The sequence below is a fragment of the Pseudomonas fluorescens genome (genome assembly GCF_902498195.1).
Classification (GTDB): domain Bacteria; phylum Pseudomonadota; class Gammaproteobacteria; order Pseudomonadales; family Pseudomonadaceae; genus Aquipseudomonas; species Aquipseudomonas fluorescens_BU.
This window is the reverse complement of the sequence record NZ_CABVIY010000004.1, coordinates 412,159-432,481: the sequence shown is the minus strand read 5'-3', so window position 1 is coordinate 432,481 and position 20,323 is coordinate 412,159. Positions and strand designations below refer to the sequence as shown.

Sequence of the window (20,323 nt, the reverse complement as noted above, 5' to 3'; positions counted from 1 at the left end):
AGACGCGTGCCATGGCGATCAAACAATTGTTAAAACGCACCAGCGGCTGGCTGTACCTCAATTCCCCGGTCGGACGCCAGCAACTGCACGGCGCCGGCGTGATCCTGATGCTGCACCGGGTGTTGCCCGACGACCACGCCGCCGAGTTGCCCCATCGCAATGAACTGTGCCTGGGGCCCAAGGCGTTCGAGCATTTGCTGATCTGGTTGAGAAAATATTTCGACTGCGTGCCGCTGATGGAAATTCTGCAACCGGGCAGCCTGCGCTCGACGCGGCCGAAAGTGACGCTGACGTTTGACGACGGCTGGCGCGACAACGCGGTGAATGCCTTCCCGCTGTTGCAGAAATACCAGGTGCCGGCGAGCATTTTCCTGTCCACGGATTTCATCGGCAGTCGCCAGCGTTTCTGGTGGGAGAGCATCGGCGAAACCCTGTGGAACAGCCATGGCGAACAGGCCCGCCGGCCATTGATCGACTGCTTGCAGCAACTGGGACGCCCGTTGCCGGCGTCGTGCGATGACCCGGATGAGCAAAGGCGCAGCCTGGCCCTCCTGCACTTTCTGCAACAGCTCAAAACCTTGTCGCCGGCGGACCTCAATCGCCTGACCGACGCCTGCCCGCAGGAATCGCTGCCGCAGGCGCTGGACTGGCATCAGGTGCGCTCGCTGGAATCCTCCGGCCTGGTGCGTTTCGGCCCCCACGGTGCCAGCCATGCCATCCTCACCGGCCTCGACGACCAACGCCTGGATGAAGAATTGAGCCGCAGCCGCCAGGCCCTGCTCAACGGCTGCAACCGGCCGCTGCCAGTGTATTGCTATCCCAATGGCGACAACGATGCGCGGGTGCGCCAACACGTGGCCGATCACCATTTCCCGTTCGCCCTGGGCACGGGCACCGGGATTTATCGCGGCCACAGCGACCCGCTGGCCTTGCCACGGTTCGGCGTCAGCCAGCGCACGGCGCGTAATCCCGAGTTGCTGTCCTGGCGCATCTACCGTGGGGCCCGCCCATGAGTCGCAGCCGGTACCTCAAGGACCTGGCCCTGAGCATGGGCACCAAACTGGCGATGATCGGCCTGCGCCTGCTGCGCAACGTATTGCTGGCGCGGATCCTCGGGCCCAGTGAGCGCGGCCTGTTTGCCTTGCTCAGCGCCCTGCCGGACCTGATCAGTGCCGCCACCAGCGGCGGGTTGAATTCGGCGGTGGGCTACCAGGCCGCCAAGCAACGGCCCATGGGCTTGTTGCTGAGTCAGGTGTTGGTGTTCGGCTGCCTGCTGGCCGGTTTGTTGACTGTGCTGGTGGTCACGCTGACCCGCGAGTTCGGCAGTGAACTGGATATCACCACCCAACTCGGGCTATTGGCCTGGCTGTTACTGCTGGCGGTGCCGCTGACCGTGCTCAAGAGTGGCCTGCTGACCTTGCATAACGCCTCGGGGGGCGTGGTGGCGTTCAATGGCTTGCGCCTGATCGAGTCGCTGGCGCCCTTGCTGCTGTTTCTCGGTTTGTTCGGGATGTGGAAAAGCGCCGCCCTGGAAGCGGCGCTGATCAGCTGGCTGGCCGGGATCAGCCTGGTGGTGCTGGTCGGCTGGTGGTGGCTCAAGCGCACTCAACCGCTGACCCTGCAATGGGACCGCGCCAGTCAGAACGAACTGCTGCGTTTCAGTGCCCGCAGCCATCCGGACCTGCTGTTCCAGCAGGTCATCCTGCGTTCCGACTACCTGTTCATCGGCGCCCTGCTCGGCAGCACCGCCCTGGGTCATTACGCCATGGCCAGCGCGGCCGCCGAGTTGCTGCTGATCGTCCCGGAGGCGGTGACCACGCCCTTGATGAAGCGCCTGCTGCAACAGGAAGAAGGTATCGAGATCGTCACGCCGCTGGCCCTGCGCCTGACGGCCACTGTGATGCTCGGCGCGTGCCTGACCATGGCCCTGATCGGCGAATGGCTGATCGTCACCCTGTTCGGGGTCGCGTATCAGCCGGCCTATCCGGCATTGCTGGCCCTGCTGCCGGGGCTACTGGGGTTGTGCTATGGGAGCATCCTGCGCCTGGACCTGCTGGGCAAGAACCGACCTGGCTCGATTTCGCTGATGATGGGCCTGGGCGCCTTGCTCAATCTGGCGTTGAACCTGTTGCTGATTCCGGCCTACGGCATCGTCGGCGCGGCGGCGGCCTCGTCCATCGCCTACCTGGCGGTGACCATCGCGTTGCTGGCGATGTTTTGCCGTTTGAGCCGGGTGCCGTTCTGGCAAACCCTGATCATCCTGCCCAGCGACCTGGCACCGATGGTGCAAATGCTGCAACGGAAGTCGGCATGAAATACTTCGCGCTGGCGCTGAGCCTGAGCCTGTCGCTCGACGCTTATGCCGGGCAGATGCGCTGGTCCGACATCCGCGACGGCAGCCTGTACCTGCAAGCGGATCGCCCCGACACCGTGACCGTGAGCTGGGTGCCGGCCTGGCAGGCAAGTGCCAACGAAGAACACCTGTACCTGCTGGACGGCCAGGGCAAACTCGAGGGCGAACGGGTGATTGCCGCCCAGGAAACCAGCGGCAGCCAACGCTGGCCGTTGGCGCCGGGCGCCAGCAGTTATCGATTGGAGATCCCCGGCTACAGCTTTCGCCGTTACAGGGTCGAGCACGACGAACGCACGGTGGCGCTGTTCGCCCCGGCCAAGGTGCATTTCAGCGCTCAAACCCGCGACGGCGATGAGCTGTATTTCAAAGTCGCGGCGGGCGAACAGGCGGTGCTGGCCGGCAAGTACCACGGCGGCGTCGGCGCTTTGCAGGCCCAACGCGTGGGCGACGGCAAACAGCTGTCGCTGGTCCTCAAACCCTATGACGCCTACTCGCAGTTCGATCAGGTCGCGTTACCCGTCGCCAGTACCGATCAGGTCTGGCGCCTGCACTTGCAGGGCAGCGGCAAGGCGGCGTTCTGGCTCGACGGCACGCCAAACCTGTTTGCGCAGAATCCGCAGCAACTAAAACCCCTGCAAGAAGATGACGGCCAGACCCGGCTGACCTTGCACACGGAAATCCTCGGCAAGACGCCGAACCTGGGCATCGCCCTGCCCTACACCATGCCGCCGCCCGCGAGTTATGCCGTATTCGATGCGCTCAAGCCACAGGCCGGCGGTTACTACAGCTTCGTCGACATCACCGCGAACCGACCGCATTACGAAGACACTTTCCGCCAGCTGTACCAGGACCGCTTCGGCATCACCCAGGACATCACGCTGCTGGCCGGCAGTCAGCGCCAGGCCGATCTGCAAGCCGATGCCACCAGCAACGCCGGCCTCGACGCCTGGCTCGCCACGATGCGCACGCTGGGCGGCAAAGGCACGCATTACATCGGGTTTGCCGACGAGCCGAACCTCAATTATCCGGACTATGCCCACTATCAAAGCCTTTTCAACAGCATGGCCCGGCAGGTGCGCAGCAACCCGGACAATGCCAAGGCTGGCGTGCGCATCGCCATGCCGGCCAGCTCGCGACTGATCAACGGCCCGTTCACCGACAACGCTGCCGACAAGCGCGGCATCGACTGGGCCCGGCGTTTATTGAAGGAATCCGGCGATCAGGTCGATGCGCTGGCCTGGCACGAATGGATGATCCGCGACCTGCTGGCCACCCGGGTGTATCGCGACAGCGTGCGCCGCGCCGCCGACCTGGTCGGACTGGACGCCAATGGCAGGCCGCGCAAGGCCTTGCTGCTGGACCAGACCAACATCTCCGCCGGCTCAAGCCTGAGCCCCTACGATCAGGAAACCCACTTCGCCTCGCTGTGGTGGGCCTCGGTCGTCATCAACGCGTCCCAGGACGGCTTGCTGGAGATGCTCAACTGGTTCCTGGCCGGCGACGAGCCCGGATACCCCAAGGGCATGTTTCGCGTCCAGGGCGACGAGCGTTTCGAACTCAAGCCGGTCGGCCTGGCCCAGCAGTTCATCCAGCAGCACTGGCTGCACAGCGTGATGCACCTGGACAACGCTGCGTTCGAGGTCGACGTGCTGGCCATGGCCGAGGACGACAAGCGCAGCCTGCTGGGGGTCAACAAGGGCTCACGCCTGCAGCATGTGACACTGAGCGGTGCCGAGTGCCCGCTGACCAACGGCTCATTACGCTACTTTGGTGCCGACAACCGCAGCCGCGACGCGCCCTTCGACTGCCACGACGGTCGCGTGAATTTCGAGCTGCCAGGAGAAACATTGTTCGCCCTTGGCTGGACCGCTTCGTGACCGCCGCTCAATTGTTTGGCCGCGCAGGCATTTTGCCGCGCCCTGGATCATTCCACTCACGGGTCGCCCCGTCAGGAGCCAACATCATGAGTGTGTTGCACAAACTGATTGCCCACATCAGACAAAAGGGACTGCGCGCCACCGCCAAAAAAGTGTGGAAGCTCTACGTGTTTCACCATGAGGAACTGTTGTGGCTGGAGCGCGACCTGGTCAGCCCGGTGCCGCCGCACAAACTCAAGCCTTACCCGTCGCTGCGCCTGGAGATCATCACCCCGCAGAACACCATGGCGTTCAAACGCCATTTCGCCGAGCGCGTCCAGACCATGACCGAACTGGCTCGCGAGGGTCATACCGGGCATATGTACGTGGATGACACAGGCGCTGCGGTGGCCTTCATCTGGGGCAGCGCGTGCGGCTACCACGACCATCATTACTATCGCTGCTGGTTCCCGGTGAACGAAGGCGAGTTCTTCGAATTCGCCGCTGAGCAAATCCGCGCCTACTGGGGCACCCTCTTGTCCCTGGATTTTCAGCTGAACCTTTGGAAGGCCATGCAGGCGCAGGGCTGCAACAAAGTGGTGGATGTCTGCGAGACCCACAATATCCGTGCCCTCAAGATGCACATTCGCATGGGATTCAACGAACAGGGGCGAATCATGAACGTCTACAAAGTGTTTGGCCGCTGGCGCTACTCCCGCGAAACCCGCTACACCGGCTCGCGCCTGGATGCCTTGCGCAAACCGGAACATCCACCCGTTACTGCTTCGGTGGCCTGACCCTATGACAGCACGATTCGAATGGCGTACTTCGCTGTGCGCCGCAGACTTTCCCGCCGCGGCTTATGAAGCGCTGCGGCTGCGAATGACGGACCATACGCCGTTCAACACGCTGGCCTGGATGTCTGCATCCGAACAGGCATTGACCGACGGCGAACGTTTACACGTCCTGCTGGGCTGGCAGGGCGATGAACTGGTGCTGTGCCTGCCCCTGGTGGCGTCCGTCGAGCGTTTCGCCAGACTGCCGTTTCGGGTACTTCATCACTTGGGCTACCCCCTCGCCGACCGACTCGCGCTCCTGGCTTGCCTGGACGCGGCGAACATGCGCAAGGCGCTGATCGAGATTCGCCGTCGACTGCCCCATGCCCTGCTGCAACTCAATGAATTGCCCGAACCGGTCGGCGCCGAAAGCCTGCTGACCGGATGGATGAGCCAAAGCTCCACCGCTGATCGTCGCCTCAGTTGCCGCACGCCCGTGCACCGGATCAGCGATGCCGATCGCCAGGAAGTCTCCGGTGATCCGCGCTACAAACTGCGCCGGGCGCGCAAACGCATCGCCGCGTGTGGCGCCCAGGTCCGCCGTATTACCCCCGACGCCTCGACCATGGGGCCACTGCTCAAAACCATCAGCGACGTCGAAGCGGTGAGCTGGAAAGGCGATGAAGGCGTGGGGATTTTTTCCGATGAGCATCGCCGCCAATGGATGGATCGGGCTTTCACCGCCCTCGCCGCCCTTGGCCTGGTGCGCGTGGTGGTGCTGGAGCTGGAAGGCCGCTGCATCAGCTATCGCCTCGGCTTGCTGGAGCAAGGCCGACTGTACGACTACAACCTGGCGTTCCTGCCGCAATACGCCGACCTGGGCAGCGGCCGGGTGCTGCTTGAAGAATGGATTCGCTGGGGGCTGGACGACAACTGGCGCTGGATCGATGCGTCGCGCGTGAGCCTGGAAAACTCCAGCCATCAACTGCATGAACGCATGACCGGGCAACTGCAACACTGGCGCTGGCGTTTCTATTCCTGGCGCCCCGACGGCCTGGCCTTGGGGCTGGCCTTGCGATTCTGGCAAGGGTTCAAACCTTTATTGCAGCAGTGGCGGGCCAAGCGTAAAGCGGCGGCCGTTGCCCCTGTATCCGTCGCGGTGCCCGTGACCAAGGCGCCTGCCCCCACCGAAAAACTCATGGAGGGTGAACATGCCTCGCCAAGTCATAGTCAACGCTGACAATTTCGGGCTCAGTGCCTGTGAAAACGCGGTGATTCTGGGGGCGTTCCAGGCCGGGATCCTCAGTTCCGCCACCGTCATGGCCAACATGCCGGCCTTCGAAGCGGCCTGCGCCCTGGCCCGCCACCCGTTGCTGGAGGGACGCATCGGGCTGCATTTCAATCTCACCTACGGCCACCCGGTGAGCCGGCGCATTCTCAGCCGCCGGACCTTTTGCCAGAGTGGCGGCGCATTCGACCTCAACCTGTCCCGCACGCGCCTCTGGCTCGGCCATCAGGATCGCCTCGCGGTAGAGGAGGAACTCGAAGCCCAATGGCAACGCTGCCTCGATAACGGTATGCGCCCCAACCATCTGGACTCCCATCAACACGTGCACAACATCTGGCCCATCGGCGAGATCGTCGCGCGCTTTGCCGCCCGCCAGGGTGTTCCCGTGCGGCTGGCGCGCAATCTGGGGCAAAACCTGAGCCTGCCCAAACGCGTGTTCAAGGAGTTGCTCAATCGACGCTTGAACAAACTGACCGGGGCCACCGCCGACTATGTGTGCACGCCAGTGGACTTGCGCAACGCCGCGCCTCCCACCGACGGTTTGCTGGAAATCGTCGCCCATCCCATCCCGCTCGGCGCCGATTTTGGCGATGCCTATCTGAATCAGGGCGAGTCCTTGAGCGCGCTGCTGGAGCAGCGTTTGCCGGGGATACCGAGGGTGGCCTACCGCGTGACCGGCAACCCTGTCGAACGGGGTGCACAGGCGGTGATGAAATGAATCGTCGACGGCCCGGGATGTGCAGATCCGCAAGCGCCCGGGACGCCTGGGCGTGCCGCTTTTTTTTGCCTGCAATTGTGTCAAAACTGATGCATATGCTGAAACAAATTGTTGATCGAGGTGGTGCCATGAAATTGCCATATTGATCTATACCCATCAATACCATCAACACACAACGCCAATCCCTGGCCAACGAAGGCTCCATGAGCCTGATCGACAAACTCTGCGGTTGGGGTGGATGGAGCTTTTCCCTTGGAGGGCAGGATGCGGGATATGTTTATCGAGAAAGCCTACGACGTCAGCGCCGCTGTGCCGCAGTGCGCCGACTATCACATCGAGGTCGTTCGGTCGTTGGCGGATGCCGGGCCCTATATCGAAGCCTGGGAGGCGCTGGCCAAGGCGGCTGTCGAACCCAACATGTTCTATTCGCCCTGGGCCTTGCTGTCGGCCCTCGAGCACTTGGCGGGGAGCAAGCGTTTCGTGCTGTTGTTCATTCTCAGGCCGAGCGAGCAAACGATGCGGCCCGGGTTTGTGATTGATGGTTTTTTCCCGCTGTTCGAGCCGAGCGCCTGCGTCCTCTCGCCCTTGCCGGTGGCCAGAATGGTTCGCCACCGTTATTGCTTTTCAGTGGCGCCCCTGGTGCGCGGCGGTCACGAGAGCGAGGTGATGCGCACTTTCCTGCGCTGGCTACACACGCATCGAAAGCGCTACCCGCTGTTGCGGATGCCCGATGCGCCTGCCGATGGCCCACTGGCCGATGCCCTGCGCGGGGCGTTGCGCGAAGAGGGGCGGCGCTTCCACGAGGGCGCTCACTGGCAGCGAGCGCTGATGAGGCTGGGCGACGACACCGAGAGCTATATGGAGCGGGCGCTGTCGTCCAAGGAGCGCAGGGAATACCGCCGCCGGCGCAACCGCCTGGCCGAGTTGGGCGACTTGCGTTTTCGTGCACTGCAACCCAGCGGCGAGGACCTGGCGGCCTGGCTCGCGGCGTTCGTCAAACTGGAAATGAAGGGCTGGAAAGGTGAGTCGCACTCGGCGTTGGGTAGCCGCCCGGAATGCCTCCGTTATTTCGAGGCCGTCGCCAGCGCCGCGTATGCCCGCGGCCAGCTGGTGATGCTGGAAATGTCCCTCGATGGCCGTCCGCTGGCAATGCTCTGCGACTTCCTCGCCCCACCGGCTGTTTTTGCCTTCAAGATCGCGTTCGATGAGGACTACGCCAAACATTCGCCTGGCGTCCTGCTCATCCTCGAATACATCCAGCGGCGTAACGAACTCCAGGAACGCGGCGTTGAGTGGATGGACTCCTGTTCGAGCCCCGACAGCCTCTTCACCAATCGCCTGTGGCTGGAGCGCAAGTCGCTGTGCACCTTCCTGCTCAGCAACGGTTCGCCGCAGGCCGATCTCTGGGTCAACCTCTATCCCTATGCGAAACGCTTGAAGGAATGGCTGAAAAGGCGCTACCAGGCAGGCCGCCAGGCGATCGGGCGGTGCTACCCCGGCACCCGGCACGCCCATGCAGAGCCTGCAGGAACGCCACGGCGAGGCCCCTCACACAGTTGAAACCACTTGGCCATCCTCCTGGGGAATATCGATTGCAACACCGCCTTGACGGGCCATTCGGATCGACCCCAGGACTGCCGCCCATGCAAGTAACGGAGCACGGATATGCGCGCAGAGAAACGGTTTGATTCACTGGACAGTTTCAGGGGCCTGATGGCTGTTTCGGTGGTGCTCTATCACTTACGCGTCAGCGACAGCTTTACCGAATGGACATTCTTTCGCCATGCCGATGTATTCGTATCGTTCTTTTTTGTGCTGAGTGGCTTTGTGTTGACACATGCCTATGGCCGCTCGGTGCAATTTGATTTTCGCAAATTCTTTATCACCCGCACCTTCCGCCTGTTGCCGCTGCACCTGTTCATGCTGGGCGTGTTCCTGCTGCTGGAGTGCGGCCGGTATATGGCCGTGCAAAAAGGCATGGCGTTCAACAACGCGCCATTTTCCGGAAAGTTTGCCCCGTCTGAAATACTGCCCAATGCGCTGCTGCTGCAATCCTGGACGCATTTGACCGAGCCACTGTCATTCAACTTTCCGTCCTGGAGCATCAGTATCGAGTACTACACGTACATGATCTTCGCCGTGATCCTGAGCATGACCTTCGATGCCAGGACCTGGGTGTGGGCGACGATCGTCTTCGTGGCCCTGGCGCTGGTGTACGCAGGCAATACCTTCTTCACCATCGAGTCGCTGCGGGGTCTCGCCTACTTTTTCACCGGCTGCCTGGCTTACGTCATGTACCTCAGGCTTCCCCATCCCGACCGCGCGAACGCCCGGTTGTTGACAGCGCTTGAAGTGATCGCGGTGGCAGCGGCGGTGGTGTTCGTGGTCAGCGATTTTACCGCCAAGGCGTTGGTCGCCAGCCCGTTGTTCGGCGCCATCGTCGTGATATTCGCCTTTGAGGGCGGGACGTTGTCGCGGTGGTTAACCGGACGAGGCTTCAGGTTTCTTGGCAAGTTGTCTTATTCCATCTACCTGACCCACGCCGCTGTTCTTTTTTGTGCTGTGTCGGCCTTCATGGTGGGTAAAAAGGTCCTTGGCGTTGACATCGCCCCGATGATCGACGGGACTCGCTACCTGGACACCGGCAATGCCGTGCTCAACAACGTCATCGCTTTGCTGGTCGCGGGACTGGTGGTGCTGGTGTCGATGTTCACCTACCGGTATGTGGAAATGACCGGGCAAGCGCTGGGTCGCACGCTTGCCAAAAAACCGGTGCACGGGAGTCCGGTGTTGCGACCTGATCCGGACTGAAGGCCGGGTTTGAAGGGTGTACACATTCCCCTGTGGGAGCGGGCTTGCTCGCGAAAAACGCCCAGACACCGCGATCATCGAGATAGCCCGCGTTATCGTTGACGTCCATCGCGAGCATGCTCGCTCCTACAGGCTTTTCCAAGTAACTCGCCGTAAGGGCGAAACCGTCAGCAGCCGTGACCGCAGCAACGGATATTCACCCAATCCCCCCTCACCCCTTCACCACCACCCACGTAAAACACATCGGCAACTGCGCCTCGCGCCCCTCGTAACGGTCGTACAGTTCCTCGCGGTTGGAGTGCGGGTATTCCTTGAAGTGGCGGATGTTCAGGCCCGCTGCAATGGCGGCACTGAAGAGGTCACCCAGGGTGTGGGCGAACCAGTACGACGGCGCGGTCTCTTGCTCGACCTTGCCTTCGTAGACGATCGGCTCGGTCTGCACGAAAGGCTCTTTGCGAAAATACGAACTGGCCAGGGCGAAGGGATCGGCACCTTCGGGGTCGAACATTTCCAGGAACGGGTGGGTCTCGTACACCACCAGTGCCCCGCCCGGCTTCAGCGTTTGCGCGACATGGCGCAAGAAGTCGCCGATGTCCGGCATCCAGTTCAATACGCCGATGGTGATCAACGCCACGTCGAAGCGTGCCTGCAACCCGGGCGGCAGGTGGTGAATGTCGGCCTCGATGAATTCGGGCCCATGGGGCGAGCGCGATGCCAGTTCCCGCGCCTGCTCGAGAAACGCGGACGACTGGTCGACACCAACCACCTGACGGGCGCCCAGGGCAAAAAGGGAAAGGCTTTCGCGGCCATTGTTGCAGCCCAGTTGCACCACTTGCTTGCCCTCGACTCCAACCTCGGCCAGCACGGCAGCGAGGGTGTCATCGAGGCAGGAAAAATCTTCCTTGGCCACAGCGCTCAAGAGCACCTGCCAGTCCGCGCCGTCCTTGTGGTGGCGGGCGGAGTCGTTCCAGGCATCGCGGTTGCTGGCGATGACGTGTTCTTTTGTCGGCATTTCCATTGCACGCTTCCATAGCGAATGTTTGGCCCATCACTGTAGACCTGTAGGAGCGAGCCTGCTCGCGATGGACGAGAGAACACAGCGGGGTATCAGGTACCCGGCGTTATCGTTAACGACCATCGCGAGCAGGCTCGCTCCTACAAGGGACGCTATAGTTAATGACCTTGGGGATACACGCGAAAACCAACGCCGCAGGTGCTGCCATGAACAGAATCGAACAGCCGCTGTTGCTTGCCCTTTGCCTGACCGCCGCCACCGGTGCACTGGCGGACGACAGCCCGATGCAAACCGAGCAGTCGAGCAGTGAATTCAACTACTACGGCGACGACCAACCCTTCGCCCACCCTGCCCCACCTTCGCTGAGCACGGTGCCGCCGGGCTCCTACATCCCGACGTCACCCCAGACCTTCACCCCGGTTTCCAGCGAACACGTGTTCTACGACTCCCGCTTGCCGACGGTGGCCGACGCCACCGTGCGTGTGTTTATCCGCACCTACGACCAGCAACGCGGCGTCTACGTGAACCAGGAAGTCATCGATCCAACGTGCATGCTCGCCTGCCTCAGCGCCCCCGGCCCTGCCTTGTGAATCGGTGAATCTGTAGGAGCGTTACCACTGCCGTTTGTCCGGACGCGCAAGGCCGAGTTTTTCGATCCGGTAGCGCAACATGTCGCGGCTCAGGCCCAGCAGCCGCGCGGACTTGGTGACGTTCCAGTCGGTCTTGTCGAGCATCTTGCGCACCATGTCGCGCTCGACTTCCGGCAGGTTCATCGACTCAGTCCCGTTGTAGACCGGACGCGGCTCGCTGACGGGCACTTCGTGCTGGAACAGCGGCGGTTCGTCCACCAGGCTCATGCAGACGTTCAGCTGATGGGCCGCGACGGTGTCGTTTTGCGCCAGCAGCACGGTCTGCTCCAGCATGTTGCGCAGTTCGCGCACGTTGCCCGGCCAGCTGTAGTTGAGCAGCAACTCTTCGGCCTGTTCACTGAAGCGCAAGTGCGGCTTGCCATAGCGTTTGCCGTGGGCCGCCAGGAAGTGCCGGGCCAGCAACAGGATGTCTTCACCGCGGGCATACAGGCGCGGCACCTTGATCGAGATGATGCGCAGGCGGAAAAACAGGTCGCGGCGGAACTTGCCCTGCTGGACCATTTGTTCGAGGTTGCAGTTGGTGGCGCTGATCACCCGCAGATCGACCTTGCGCTCCTTGACCGCCCCGACCCGGCGAATGGTCCGGTCTTCCAGCAACTTGAGCAGTTTGGCCTGGAGAATCAGGTCCATTTCCCCCACTTCATCAAGAAACAGGGTGCCGCCATCGGCCGCTTCCACCAGCCCGACGCGGCGGTCCTTGGCGTCGGTGAAGGCGCCCTTCTCATGGCCGAACAGCTCCGACTCCACCAGGTTGGCCGGAATCGAGGCGCAGTTGAATTCAATAAACGGTCCCTTGGCGCGCGGCCCGTCGAAATGCAGGGCACGGGCCACCAGTTCCTTGCCGGTGCCGGTCTCGCCTTCCACCAATACCGGCGGCAGGTCGGTGTTGGCCATGCGACGCTCGGCGTCGAGCAACTGGGCGATGGTGCCTTTGAGGTACACCATGGGCGCCGACTCGCCGATCAGCGCCTGCACCCCGGATTTCTGCGCTTCGCGCTCCTGATAGAACGACAGCGTGCGTTCCATCCGGTCGGTGGCCATGGCCTTGTCCAGCAGCAGCTTCAGTTCCGGCAGCGCCACCGGTTTGGTCACGTAGTGAAACGCGCCTTCCTTCATCGCCACCACGGCGTCCTCGACGTTGCCGTAGCCGGTCATCATGATCACTTTCAGATCCGGCGCGCTGATGCGCAGCTTCTGGATCAGGTCATGACCACTCATGCCCGGCAGCGAATTGTCGGTGAGCACCACATCCGGTGCAAAAGACCTGAGTTGCTCCAGTGCGTCTTCAGCCGAGTGGCAGACCGTCACCTCGAAGTCCTTGCGCTCCAGGTAGGTCTGGATGTTCTCGGCGAGGAGTTCATCATCCTCGACCAGCAGTATGCTGTGTTCCATATTCCCCTCCCGTGACCACTTTAAAGTTCAAACATACGCGGGTTCCTTCCTGCTCTTGGCTGGTCAGTTCGACCGAGCCTTCGAAACGCTCCATTATTCTTTTGACCAGGGCCAGGCCTACGCCCAGCCCGCCTTGTTTGGTGGTGAAGAAAGGCTTGAAGACCATCTGCTGTTGCTGCTTGGTCATGCCCTTGCCGGTGTCATTGAGAATCATGCTCACCTGTCCCGGCGCCGGTGTCTCGATATCGATACTCAACACCCCGCCCGTGGGCATGGCTTCCAGGGCATTGGCAAACAGGCTATTGAGAATTTGCGTGAGCAGCACCTGTTGGCTGACGACCGGTGGCACACTTTTGGGGGTGAAGCGCACTTCGACGTTCGAGCGCTTGATCAACGCCTCGAAAGCCCCCAGGGTGTCGTCGATGGCCAGCACCAGGTCGACCTCTTCGAAATCGTCGTTCACCGGCCGCAGCGACACCAGCAACTCGCGCACCCAGCGCGACATGCGGTCGACCTGGCTGATGATGTCCCCGATGTTCTTCTGGGCCGGATGGCTGGCAATTTCCTGGGCCAGTTCGGCGCTGGAACGGATGTTCGCCAGCGGATTGCGCAGGCTGTGGGCGACCGCCGAGGACATCTCGCCCAGGGCGACGAAGGTTTCATTGGCGACCAGTTGCTTCTGCTGGCTCTGCAACAACATGGCCGCGCGGCGCACGATCCAGAACAACCCCAGGTAAATCGCCGCCCCGCCGAGCAGCGTCGCCAGCCAGATCGCCTTGAACCCGCGCTGGATGCGCTCCACCAGGTCCACGGGCTCCTTGTAGATCTCCACCATGGCAATGACTTTGCTGTGGTCGGCATTGAACATCGGGATGTAGTTCTCGATGAACAGGTACTGGGGTTCACGCAGCAAGCGTTGCTCGGGGCGTTCCTCATCGATTTCGTGGTAGCTGGTGGACACCGCTTCCTTCATTTCGAACGACTCGTCCAGCTCATCGTCGTCTTCGATGCGCACCCCGATCAGCTCCGGGTTGGTCGACCAGACGATGGTGCGGTCCTGGGCGTAGACGGTGGCCAGCAGAATGTCCGGCAGGTGCTCCACGTGATCGAGAAACTCGATTCGCGCGTTGGCACGGGAGGCCGGGTTGACATCGGGGTAAGCGTTTTCCTGGCGTGGGTCGAGCATCTCGCCCATGGTCCGCTTCGGGGTGATCTGTGCATGACGAATCTCGGCATCACCGATGGCCTGGATGAATTGCGCGGTCAGCATCGAGTCGCGCTCGATGCTCTCCTCCACCACGAAACGCGTTGAAATGTAGCCCAGCCCCAGCGCCACGGCGGCGATGATGAAGAAACTCGCCAGGGAGAACCAGCGCACCAGATTGAACGGCGGTCGCCACTCCTTGCCTTCTGCTGCCGGAGGATTCGGCGCAGGTACTTTTTGTTGTTCCAGTATCTGCATGGGACTGTCCTGGTCGCGCTTCGTAAAGCCTTTTCAGCCGTGTTTCGCATCAGTGTAGGTGGCATTGACCATCACTGGAGGCGCAATGAAAGTATTTAGCCACTATTGCACCCGGGTCTGTCCTTGAGCGCTGTCGGGGGCCGCGATTGCGTGGTGATGTTCGGGTTCCTCATTGCCGGCGGCCAGCGGGGTGACTGGCGGATGTTGGCGATCGGTTTCCGCCTGCAGGAACTCGATGATCGACTGCGCGGACTTGTCATCCATGCGCAGGTTGGGCATCGGGATCTTGTCGAAACGTTCGAACAGCTCCATGGCAATCGGGTCTTTTTCCGCCAGCATGCGGTCCGGTTCACGGATCCAGCGGCTGAGCCACGCCGGATCACGCTGGCGGGTGACACCGATCAGGTCCGGGCCGATGCTGCGCATGCCGATGCCCTGGCCATCCATCGGACCCAGGCTGTGGCACGACGCGCAACGGGTGCGAAACAGTTCTTCGCCGTTGCTGGGCGGGCGGATTTCCGGGGCATTGGCATAACTCTCGCCAATGCTTGGTTGTTTCCAGTTATGCAAAGTGTTGGCCAACTGGTCGGCCAGAATCCACGGGTTTTCAAACGGTGAGGCTTTCATCCAGCGCCCGGTTTCCTGGTTGCCGACGATCAGGCTCAGGTTGTGGTCCTTGCTGCGGCCGTTGTCGACGCCTTCGATGAACAGCCCGAGCTTTTGCCGCAGCTCGGTGACGTCGGCGAATTCCCCGGTGAGGAATTGCCAGCCCGGCCCGACCTGGAAGCGTTGCGAATAGGCCTTGAGCACCGCGGGGGTATCGCTCAGGGGATCGATGCTGATGGAGTAGAAAAAGATGTCCTTGCCGACCCGGTCGCCGAGCAGTTTCTGCACCTGGCGCAGGCGCGCGGTTTCCAGCGGGCAAGAGTCGCTGCACGAGGTGAAGATGAAGTTGATCACCACCACCTTGCCCTTGATCAGGTCATCGAAAAAACGCACCTGCTTACCGTCCTGGTCGGTCAGCAGGGTGTTGGGGAAATAGTCGCCACCCCACGGGGTGGCGGTGGCTGCGATGGCAGTCTCTGCCGAGGCGGCAGGCGTGGGGGCGGGTGACGACGGCGCCTGGTTGGCGATCAGTAGCCGGCTGGCCAGCAACCCGGTCACCAGCACCAGGATCAGGTGCATGCCCAAGGCGCGTGTGCGTGGTGTATGCAACTTCATGTCGACACCCTCCCTTTTCATTTTTTGACCGTCACTTGCGGGCCCATGCCGTCGCCGCTGCGGAAGGTTGGCAGTGCGGCCGAGTTCACGTAGCGCACGCCATCCCAGCTGGGCAGCGGTGTCGGCATCAACTGGAATTGCCCGGGTTTCTCAATGTCCCAACGCAGCAGCATGGAGTTGTCCTCGTGCTGGGTGTTGTGACAGTGCTCCATGTAGGTCCCGGCGAACTCGCGGAAGTTGATCGCCATTTCCACGCTGTCCAGGCCATCGTTTTCCGAACCGATGCGGTACACGTCCTTGCGCGCCCATTTTTCCCATTCCGGTGGAGCCTTGCCGCCACGGCTGAGGATGATCCCTTCCTCGAAGTGCACATGCACCGGGTGGCTCCAGCCCTTGCCGCCCGCCTTGATGTTCCACACTTCCAGGGTGCCGAAACCGCTGGTGCCGGCATCGGTGGGACCGGTTTTCAACTGGGTGGCCGCGTTCAGGCGACGAGGGTCCATGTGGAAGCCGAAGCCACCGTCGGTCTTGACGGTCCACGGCGCTTCATCGGTGCCGTCGGAACGGCCGAAGATAAAGCTGCGGTGGCGGGCCTGGGACAGCAGGACCTTGTCGGCCGCATTGTCGCGGTGGATCTTCAGCGGGATCATCACCAGGCCTTCAGCCTTGCCCGGTTTGGCCGGTTCATACAGCGCCGGGTCCATGGCCAGGTCCTGGCCGGTGTAGGCCTTGACGTTGAGCTGCAACACCTTGCCCACCGCCGGGTCGCCCTTGTCCCACTGCGGTCCCTTGCTCGATTGCTTGATCACCGCCAGGTACTTCTCGGACAGCACGTCGGCCAGGGAGATCGGCTCTTTCGGGCCTTTGCCGTCGTCGTGGGCCAACAGGTTGACGAAGAAGATCTTGTCCCCCGGCTTGATGCCGTTCTTGGCGAAGTTGACGATGATGTCGAAGCGCTCGGCGATGCCCTGGGTCGGCAGGATCGCGTTGTGGTTCTGTTTATCGCCGTCGGCGTCCAGGTCCATGCTGCCGTCGAACGGCACGCTGTGTTCCATGATGTTGCCGTCGTTGGCGATCATGTGGAACGGCACCCGGGCGTAGGACACCCCGGACCCTTTGGGGCCCTGGAACTCGCCACTGGTGCCCTTGATTTCACGCACCAGCGCAAACTTGTAGTAACGCGATACCGAACCGTTGAGCATGCGGAAGCGATAGCTGCGGGCCCGCACGTCCAGGGTCGGTTTCCAGCCCCAGTTGACCACCACCTGGTCACCGAGGAAGCCGTCGGTGTTGAACGGGTTGAACCACAGCTGCCCGTTCTGATCCCAGGCCTTGTCGGCGAACACCAGGTTGACGTCGTAGTCGCGGTTACCCCACGGCAAGGCGCTGCCGCTGGGGAAACGCAGGTTGACGCCGTCGTTCACCGACTCGTTGCCGCGGTCCAGGGCGCTGTAGTAGTTCATCATCGCCGCGTTGCCCTTGTAGACGTTCTGCGCGGTGAAATCGAGCATGTGGTCGTGGAACCAGTGGGTGCTCATGGTTTCGCGCCAGTCGCCGCGAATCCTGATCGTGCCATGGTCGCAAGTCTTCAGGCTCGGGCTCATGTCATTGGTCCACAGGGTTTCGCCCGGCGAACACGGGAACGCCGCGCGCGGATCTTGCGCCTTGGTGTTGATGCTGTCGTAACCGGCCAGCTGGATCGGCCAGCGATAGTCGTAATACTGCCCCGGGAAGAAAAACGCGTTGGCATAGCCATCGCTCTCTGCCGGTGCGTGACCGTTGTGTTCATGGGTACTGATGGTGTGCAGACCAAAGCCCATGTTGGCCGAAGGGTCGATCGGCAAGCCGTTGTAGTGGCGCATCAGCACCGGTTGCCCGTAACGCACCATCAACAATTTGGGCGGCAACGTGCCGTCGAAGGTCCATACCGAGTTGTGGTTTTGCACCGGCATCAGCGGATGCAGGCGCGGCTCGACACCCTTGGCGGAACCGTCCGTGGCCGGGATGCCGGCGACGTTGTGATAGAGACCACCGGGGCCGAACTCACCCACGGCGTAGTGGTGCATTTGCCGGTCGTCACGCAAGCCGCCGTTGGTGCGTATGCCGGTCTGCACGGTCTTGTAGGCGTTCTGCGGATAAAACTCGTTCCAGCGCTGATGGGACCAGCCCTTTCCTGGCGGACGGCCTTCGGCGGACGAGCCGATATGACGGTTGAGGAAGTACTCGATCTGCGCCTGCCACGGGTTGCGGTCGACCACGTTGGAAAACTGGCTGGGGAATGGCGTCAGCCCCGGTTGGCGCAGGAAGTTATCCAGCGCCAGGCCCGGTGGCGCGCTGCGCGCTGCACTGGTGGGGTCCTGGGCCGGCAGCGGACCGATTCCCGGTGGCGGAAACGGCAGTTGCGCCGCCGGCGTGGCGGCGTCGAGTTTTTCCGGGCCGAACTCCTCGAACAACAGCATTTGCTGGGTGAACGGCTGAGCCCCGAACAACGGACTCGGCTTGCCATTGGTGGGGTAGTTGAAACTGGTCTGCTGCGCAGGCGGCAGTTGGTTTTCCACCCGGGTACTGTTGCGTGTGCCTTTGACACCGTCGGGCAGATCGAAAGAATCTTCGTTGGCCTCCGGCATGGTCAGGATGGCGTTCAACGCCGCGGCCTCGTCGGCCGGTTCGTCGTAGTAGGCCGAGGGGTCGGATGTTTCAGGCTGTCGCTCATCGTCTATTGGACTGGCACGCAGCATCCCTGTGCTTAACGTCATCGATAACATGACGCTCAACGGCGTCAACAACCACTTGAAGGGATACCGCGCTTTTATGTCCATCACCAGCCGCCTCGTATGTGTGAAGGGGGTGATGGTGGATTTGCAAAAGCCTCGCCAATTTGTAACTGTTTTATACAAACGCCCTATAGCCCGGTAAAACAATGGCTTATCAACATCAATATGCCATGACCGGGGGAAACGACTGGGGAATGGCACCCGCTAGCGGGGAAAGTTCGCACCCAATTTCAGGGGGGTCTTGGGGGTTGGTTCGGTGTACATATCCGCTGCTTCGGTAACGGCGACTATTAGTTCCGCTCTTACATCTATGGTTACCCCCTTTTCTGCAATACTGTTTTTGATGTCGTGTTTGGTTTGCTTTCATCTATCCGGCGTCTGAGTGGGGTGGCCCCCGCGCCTCGATGAGAATCGATGCCTGACGATCCTTATTAGCGGGACGGCCTTTCAGCCGTGTAAGAGCCCAGGGTTGTCGTCAGGCCGGTTGGCCGTTCACGTCATCAGTTATCCAGCATCGCAAAACCAGGTGGGTGGTGCTCGGGTGACAGCAGGGTCAGGCGTTCATCGTGCTTGGCCCTGCATCGAATTCGGTGTGATGTGCCGCAATCGCCCAGGCGATCCTCGCCAGCTTGTTGGCCAGCGCGCAGACCACATGATTGGAGTGATGATGAGCCAAAAGCTGCCGGACCCAGTCCGCCAGCCAGCCTTTCTGGCGATCCAGGTACCTCACGTAAACACGGGCGCACTGGATGAGCAGGCGCCTCTGATTTCGATCGCCGCGCTTGCTGATGCCCAGCAGCACGGTCTTGTCGCCCGTGCCGTGTTGTTTGGGCACCAGCCCGATCGAGGCTGAATAATTTCGTCCGCATTTGAACTGCCTGCCGTCGCCCAACTCGGCAGCCAGGGCGGTGGAGGTGATCGGGCCGACACACGGCATGGTCATCAAGCGCGCTGCCAGATCATCTTCAGCGGCCTGGCGTTCCACATCCTTGTCCTGCGACTTGACCTCTTCATCCAGATACTTGAAGTATCGATACAGGGTCGCCAGGCTTTTTTTGAAGGACTGAGAAATAGAGTTCGCTTCAAGCAGCGCCGGCAGCGTGTTGATCGATTTGAAACCGGGGGCCAGGCTGATGCCAACCTCCAGAAGAGCGGCGTGAATTCGATTGGCGGTTGCAGTGCGGTCTTTGATGAACGAATCGCGTATCGAGTTGGACATGGCCAGCGCTTGCTGGGACTGGGTTTTGACCGGCACAAAACGCATCGTCGGACGAGTCGCCGCCTCGCAGATCGCTTCGGCATCAGCGAAGTCGTTCTTGTTGCTTTTCACGTAAGGACGTACGAGATGAGGTGCGATGAGCTTGGGCGTATGCCCCAGCTTGGCGACCTCCTGTGCCATAAAATGGGCGCCGCCACAGGCTTCCATCACGACGGTGCAAGGGGGGACGTTCGCCAGGTGCTGGATGAGCGAAACCCGATTGAATTTTTTACGGTAGAGCTCATGGCCACGATCATCTTGCGCATGCACGTGAAAGGAGTGTTTTCCCAGATCGATGGCGGCAATAGCTACGTTGTTCATGGCAATGATCTCCGATGAGCCCCCTGTGAAAGCTTAGTGGGCGATCACAGGAGGCGGCGGGGGTAGCCATTTCATTAGCGGGTCACTTGGAAAAGCGCCAAGTAACCAAGCGCTCTTGCCCCACCACTCGGTGCCTCGCTCTGGCTCGGCATGCCCTCTCTCCGGCATTGCTCCGTGGGTCGCCGCGATGGGCCATCCCTGGCCCAGCGCGGCTAAACCGGCGTCCTGCCGGTTTACCCACTGCGCAATGCCTGCGTTCGGCCAGCGTGGTTTAACGGGGCGCCCAGATCAAAATCAAACGCCAAGCGAGGCGGCCTGATAGCCGACCTGGCTTCGGCTGGTGCCACATTCCCCTGTAGGAGCGAGCCTGCTCGCGATGGACGTCAACGATGACGCGGGCTGTCTGGATGAACGCGGTGTCTGGGCGT

General features: G+C 61.7%; 15 protein-coding genes. 9 read left to right on the top strand and 6 right to left on the bottom strand.

Going from position 1 to position 20,323, the window contains the following annotated elements:
* The first annotated feature begins 11 nt into the window (after nucleotides 1-11).
* From F8N66_RS17185 to F8N66_RS17150, 8 genes are all read left to right on the top strand, one after another.
* Nucleotides 12-1,013: a polysaccharide deacetylase family protein gene (locus F8N66_RS17185; protein WP_150771310.1), complete on the top strand. Its 1,002-nt coding sequence runs from the start codon at nucleotides 12-14 to the stop codon at nucleotides 1,011-1,013.
* Nucleotides 1,010-2,314 (top strand): lipopolysaccharide biosynthesis protein, encoded by a 1,305-nt coding sequence (locus tag F8N66_RS17180; protein ID WP_150771309.1) that lies wholly within the window; start codon nucleotides 1,010-1,012, stop codon nucleotides 2,312-2,314. The genes F8N66_RS17185 and F8N66_RS17180 overlap by 4 nt, the downstream gene beginning before the upstream one ends.
* Nucleotides 2,311-4,230 (top strand): hypothetical protein, encoded by a 1,920-nt coding sequence (locus F8N66_RS17175; RefSeq protein WP_150771308.1) that lies wholly within the window; start codon nucleotides 2,311-2,313, stop codon nucleotides 4,228-4,230. Before F8N66_RS17180 ends, F8N66_RS17175 begins: the two co-directional genes overlap by 4 nt.
* An 86-nt stretch (nucleotides 4,231-4,316) precedes the next feature.
* Complete coding sequence (locus F8N66_RS17170) at nucleotides 4,317-5,006, top strand: N-acetyltransferase (RefSeq protein WP_150771307.1); 690 nt, start codon at nucleotides 4,317-4,319, stop codon at nucleotides 5,004-5,006.
* Between the two features lie 4 nt (nucleotides 5,007-5,010).
* A complete protein-coding gene (locus tag F8N66_RS17165; protein WP_150771306.1) occupies nucleotides 5,011-6,225 on the top strand; it encodes a GNAT family N-acetyltransferase in 1,215 nt (404 codons plus the stop codon).
* Nucleotides 6,197-6,991 (top strand): carbohydrate deacetylase, encoded by a 795-nt coding sequence (locus F8N66_RS17160; protein WP_150771305.1) that lies wholly within the window; start codon nucleotides 6,197-6,199, stop codon nucleotides 6,989-6,991. The genes F8N66_RS17165 and F8N66_RS17160 overlap by 29 nt, the downstream gene beginning before the upstream one ends.
* 273 nt (nucleotides 6,992-7,264) lie before the next feature.
* A complete protein-coding gene (locus F8N66_RS17155; RefSeq protein ID WP_191623012.1) occupies nucleotides 7,265-8,551 on the top strand; it encodes a GNAT family N-acetyltransferase in 1,287 nt (428 codons plus the stop codon).
* A gap of 105 nt (nucleotides 8,552-8,656) precedes the next feature.
* Complete coding sequence (locus F8N66_RS17150; protein WP_150771303.1) at nucleotides 8,657-9,802, top strand: acyltransferase family protein; 1,146 nt, start codon at nucleotides 8,657-8,659, stop codon at nucleotides 9,800-9,802.
* A gap of 211 nt (nucleotides 9,803-10,013) precedes the next feature.
* On the opposite strand, the gene F8N66_RS17140 is transcribed toward F8N66_RS17150, so the two are convergent.
* Nucleotides 10,014-10,820, bottom strand: a complete 807-nt coding sequence (locus tag F8N66_RS17140) for a class I SAM-dependent methyltransferase (protein WP_150771301.1) — start codon at nucleotides 10,818-10,820, stop codon at nucleotides 10,014-10,016.
* Between the two features lie 203 nt (nucleotides 10,821-11,023).
* On the opposite strand from F8N66_RS17140, the gene F8N66_RS17135 reads away from it, so the two are divergent.
* Nucleotides 11,024-11,407, top strand: coding sequence for a hypothetical protein (locus F8N66_RS17135; protein ID WP_150771300.1), 384 nt, complete (start codon nucleotides 11,024-11,026; stop codon nucleotides 11,405-11,407).
* Between the two features lie 21 nt (nucleotides 11,408-11,428).
* Here F8N66_RS17135 and F8N66_RS17130 read toward each other — a convergent pair whose 3' ends face one another.
* From F8N66_RS17130 to F8N66_RS17110, 5 genes are all read right to left on the bottom strand, one after another.
* Nucleotides 11,429-12,859, bottom strand: coding sequence for a sigma-54-dependent transcriptional regulator (locus tag F8N66_RS17130; RefSeq protein WP_150771299.1), 1,431 nt, complete (start codon nucleotides 12,857-12,859; stop codon nucleotides 11,429-11,431).
* Nucleotides 12,828-14,321 (bottom strand): ATP-binding protein, encoded by a 1,494-nt coding sequence (locus F8N66_RS17125; RefSeq protein WP_150771298.1) that lies wholly within the window; start codon nucleotides 14,319-14,321, stop codon nucleotides 12,828-12,830. Before F8N66_RS17125 ends, F8N66_RS17130 begins: the two co-directional genes overlap by 32 nt.
* A gap of 102 nt (nucleotides 14,322-14,423) precedes the next feature.
* Complete coding sequence (locus F8N66_RS17120; protein WP_412070737.1) at nucleotides 14,424-15,542, bottom strand: SCO family protein; 1,119 nt, start codon at nucleotides 15,540-15,542, stop codon at nucleotides 14,424-14,426.
* Between the two features lie 17 nt (nucleotides 15,543-15,559).
* The gene (locus F8N66_RS17115; protein WP_150771296.1) at nucleotides 15,560-18,361 is read right to left on the bottom strand and encodes a multicopper oxidase domain-containing protein; all 2,802 of its coding nucleotides are present in this window, start codon (nucleotides 18,359-18,361) and stop codon (nucleotides 15,560-15,562) included.
* Between the two features lie 508 nt (nucleotides 18,362-18,869).
* The gene (locus tag F8N66_RS17110; protein ID WP_150771295.1) at nucleotides 18,870-19,895 is read right to left on the bottom strand and encodes an IS110 family transposase; all 1,026 of its coding nucleotides are present in this window, start codon (nucleotides 19,893-19,895) and stop codon (nucleotides 18,870-18,872) included.
* Nucleotides 19,896-20,323 lie beyond the last annotated feature (428 nt).

Bases quoted from the DNA above. Each gene is read 5' to 3' on its own strand.
- F8N66_RS17185 (WP_150771310.1), top strand. From the start codon at position 12: ATGGCGATCAAACAATTGTTAAAACGCACCAGCGGCTGGCTGTACCTC.
- F8N66_RS17180 (WP_150771309.1), top strand. From the start codon at position 1,010: ATGAGTCGCAGCCGGTACCTCAAGGACCTGGCCCTGAGCATGGGCACC.
- F8N66_RS17175 (WP_150771308.1), top strand. From the start codon at position 2,311: ATGAAATACTTCGCGCTGGCGCTGAGCCTGAGCCTGTCGCTCGACGCT.
- F8N66_RS17170 (WP_150771307.1), top strand. From the start codon at position 4,317: ATGAGTGTGTTGCACAAACTGATTGCCCACATCAGACAAAAGGGACTG.
- F8N66_RS17165 (WP_150771306.1), top strand. From the start codon at position 5,011: ATGACAGCACGATTCGAATGGCGTACTTCGCTGTGCGCCGCAGACTTT.
- F8N66_RS17160 (WP_150771305.1), top strand. From the start codon at position 6,197: ATGCCTCGCCAAGTCATAGTCAACGCTGACAATTTCGGGCTCAGTGCC.
- F8N66_RS17155 (WP_191623012.1), top strand. From the start codon at position 7,265: ATGTTTATCGAGAAAGCCTACGACGTCAGCGCCGCTGTGCCGCAGTGC.
- F8N66_RS17150 (WP_150771303.1), top strand. From the start codon at position 8,657: ATGCGCGCAGAGAAACGGTTTGATTCACTGGACAGTTTCAGGGGCCTG.
- F8N66_RS17140 (WP_150771301.1), bottom strand. From the start codon at position 10,820: ATGGAAATGCCGACAAAAGAACACGTCATCGCCAGCAACCGCGATGCC.
- F8N66_RS17135 (WP_150771300.1), top strand. From the start codon at position 11,024: ATGAACAGAATCGAACAGCCGCTGTTGCTTGCCCTTTGCCTGACCGCC.
- F8N66_RS17130 (WP_150771299.1), bottom strand. From the start codon at position 12,859: ATGGAACACAGCATACTGCTGGTCGAGGATGATGAACTCCTCGCCGAG.
- F8N66_RS17125 (WP_150771298.1), bottom strand. From the start codon at position 14,321: ATGCAGATACTGGAACAACAAAAAGTACCTGCGCCGAATCCTCCGGCA.
- F8N66_RS17120 (WP_412070737.1), bottom strand. From the start codon at position 15,542: ATGAAGTTGCATACACCACGCACACGCGCCTTGGGCATGCACCTGATC.
- F8N66_RS17115 (WP_150771296.1), bottom strand. From the start codon at position 18,361: ATGGACATAAAAGCGCGGTATCCCTTCAAGTGGTTGTTGACGCCGTTG.
- F8N66_RS17110 (WP_150771295.1), bottom strand. From the start codon at position 19,895: ATGAACAACGTAGCTATTGCCGCCATCGATCTGGGAAAACACTCCTTT.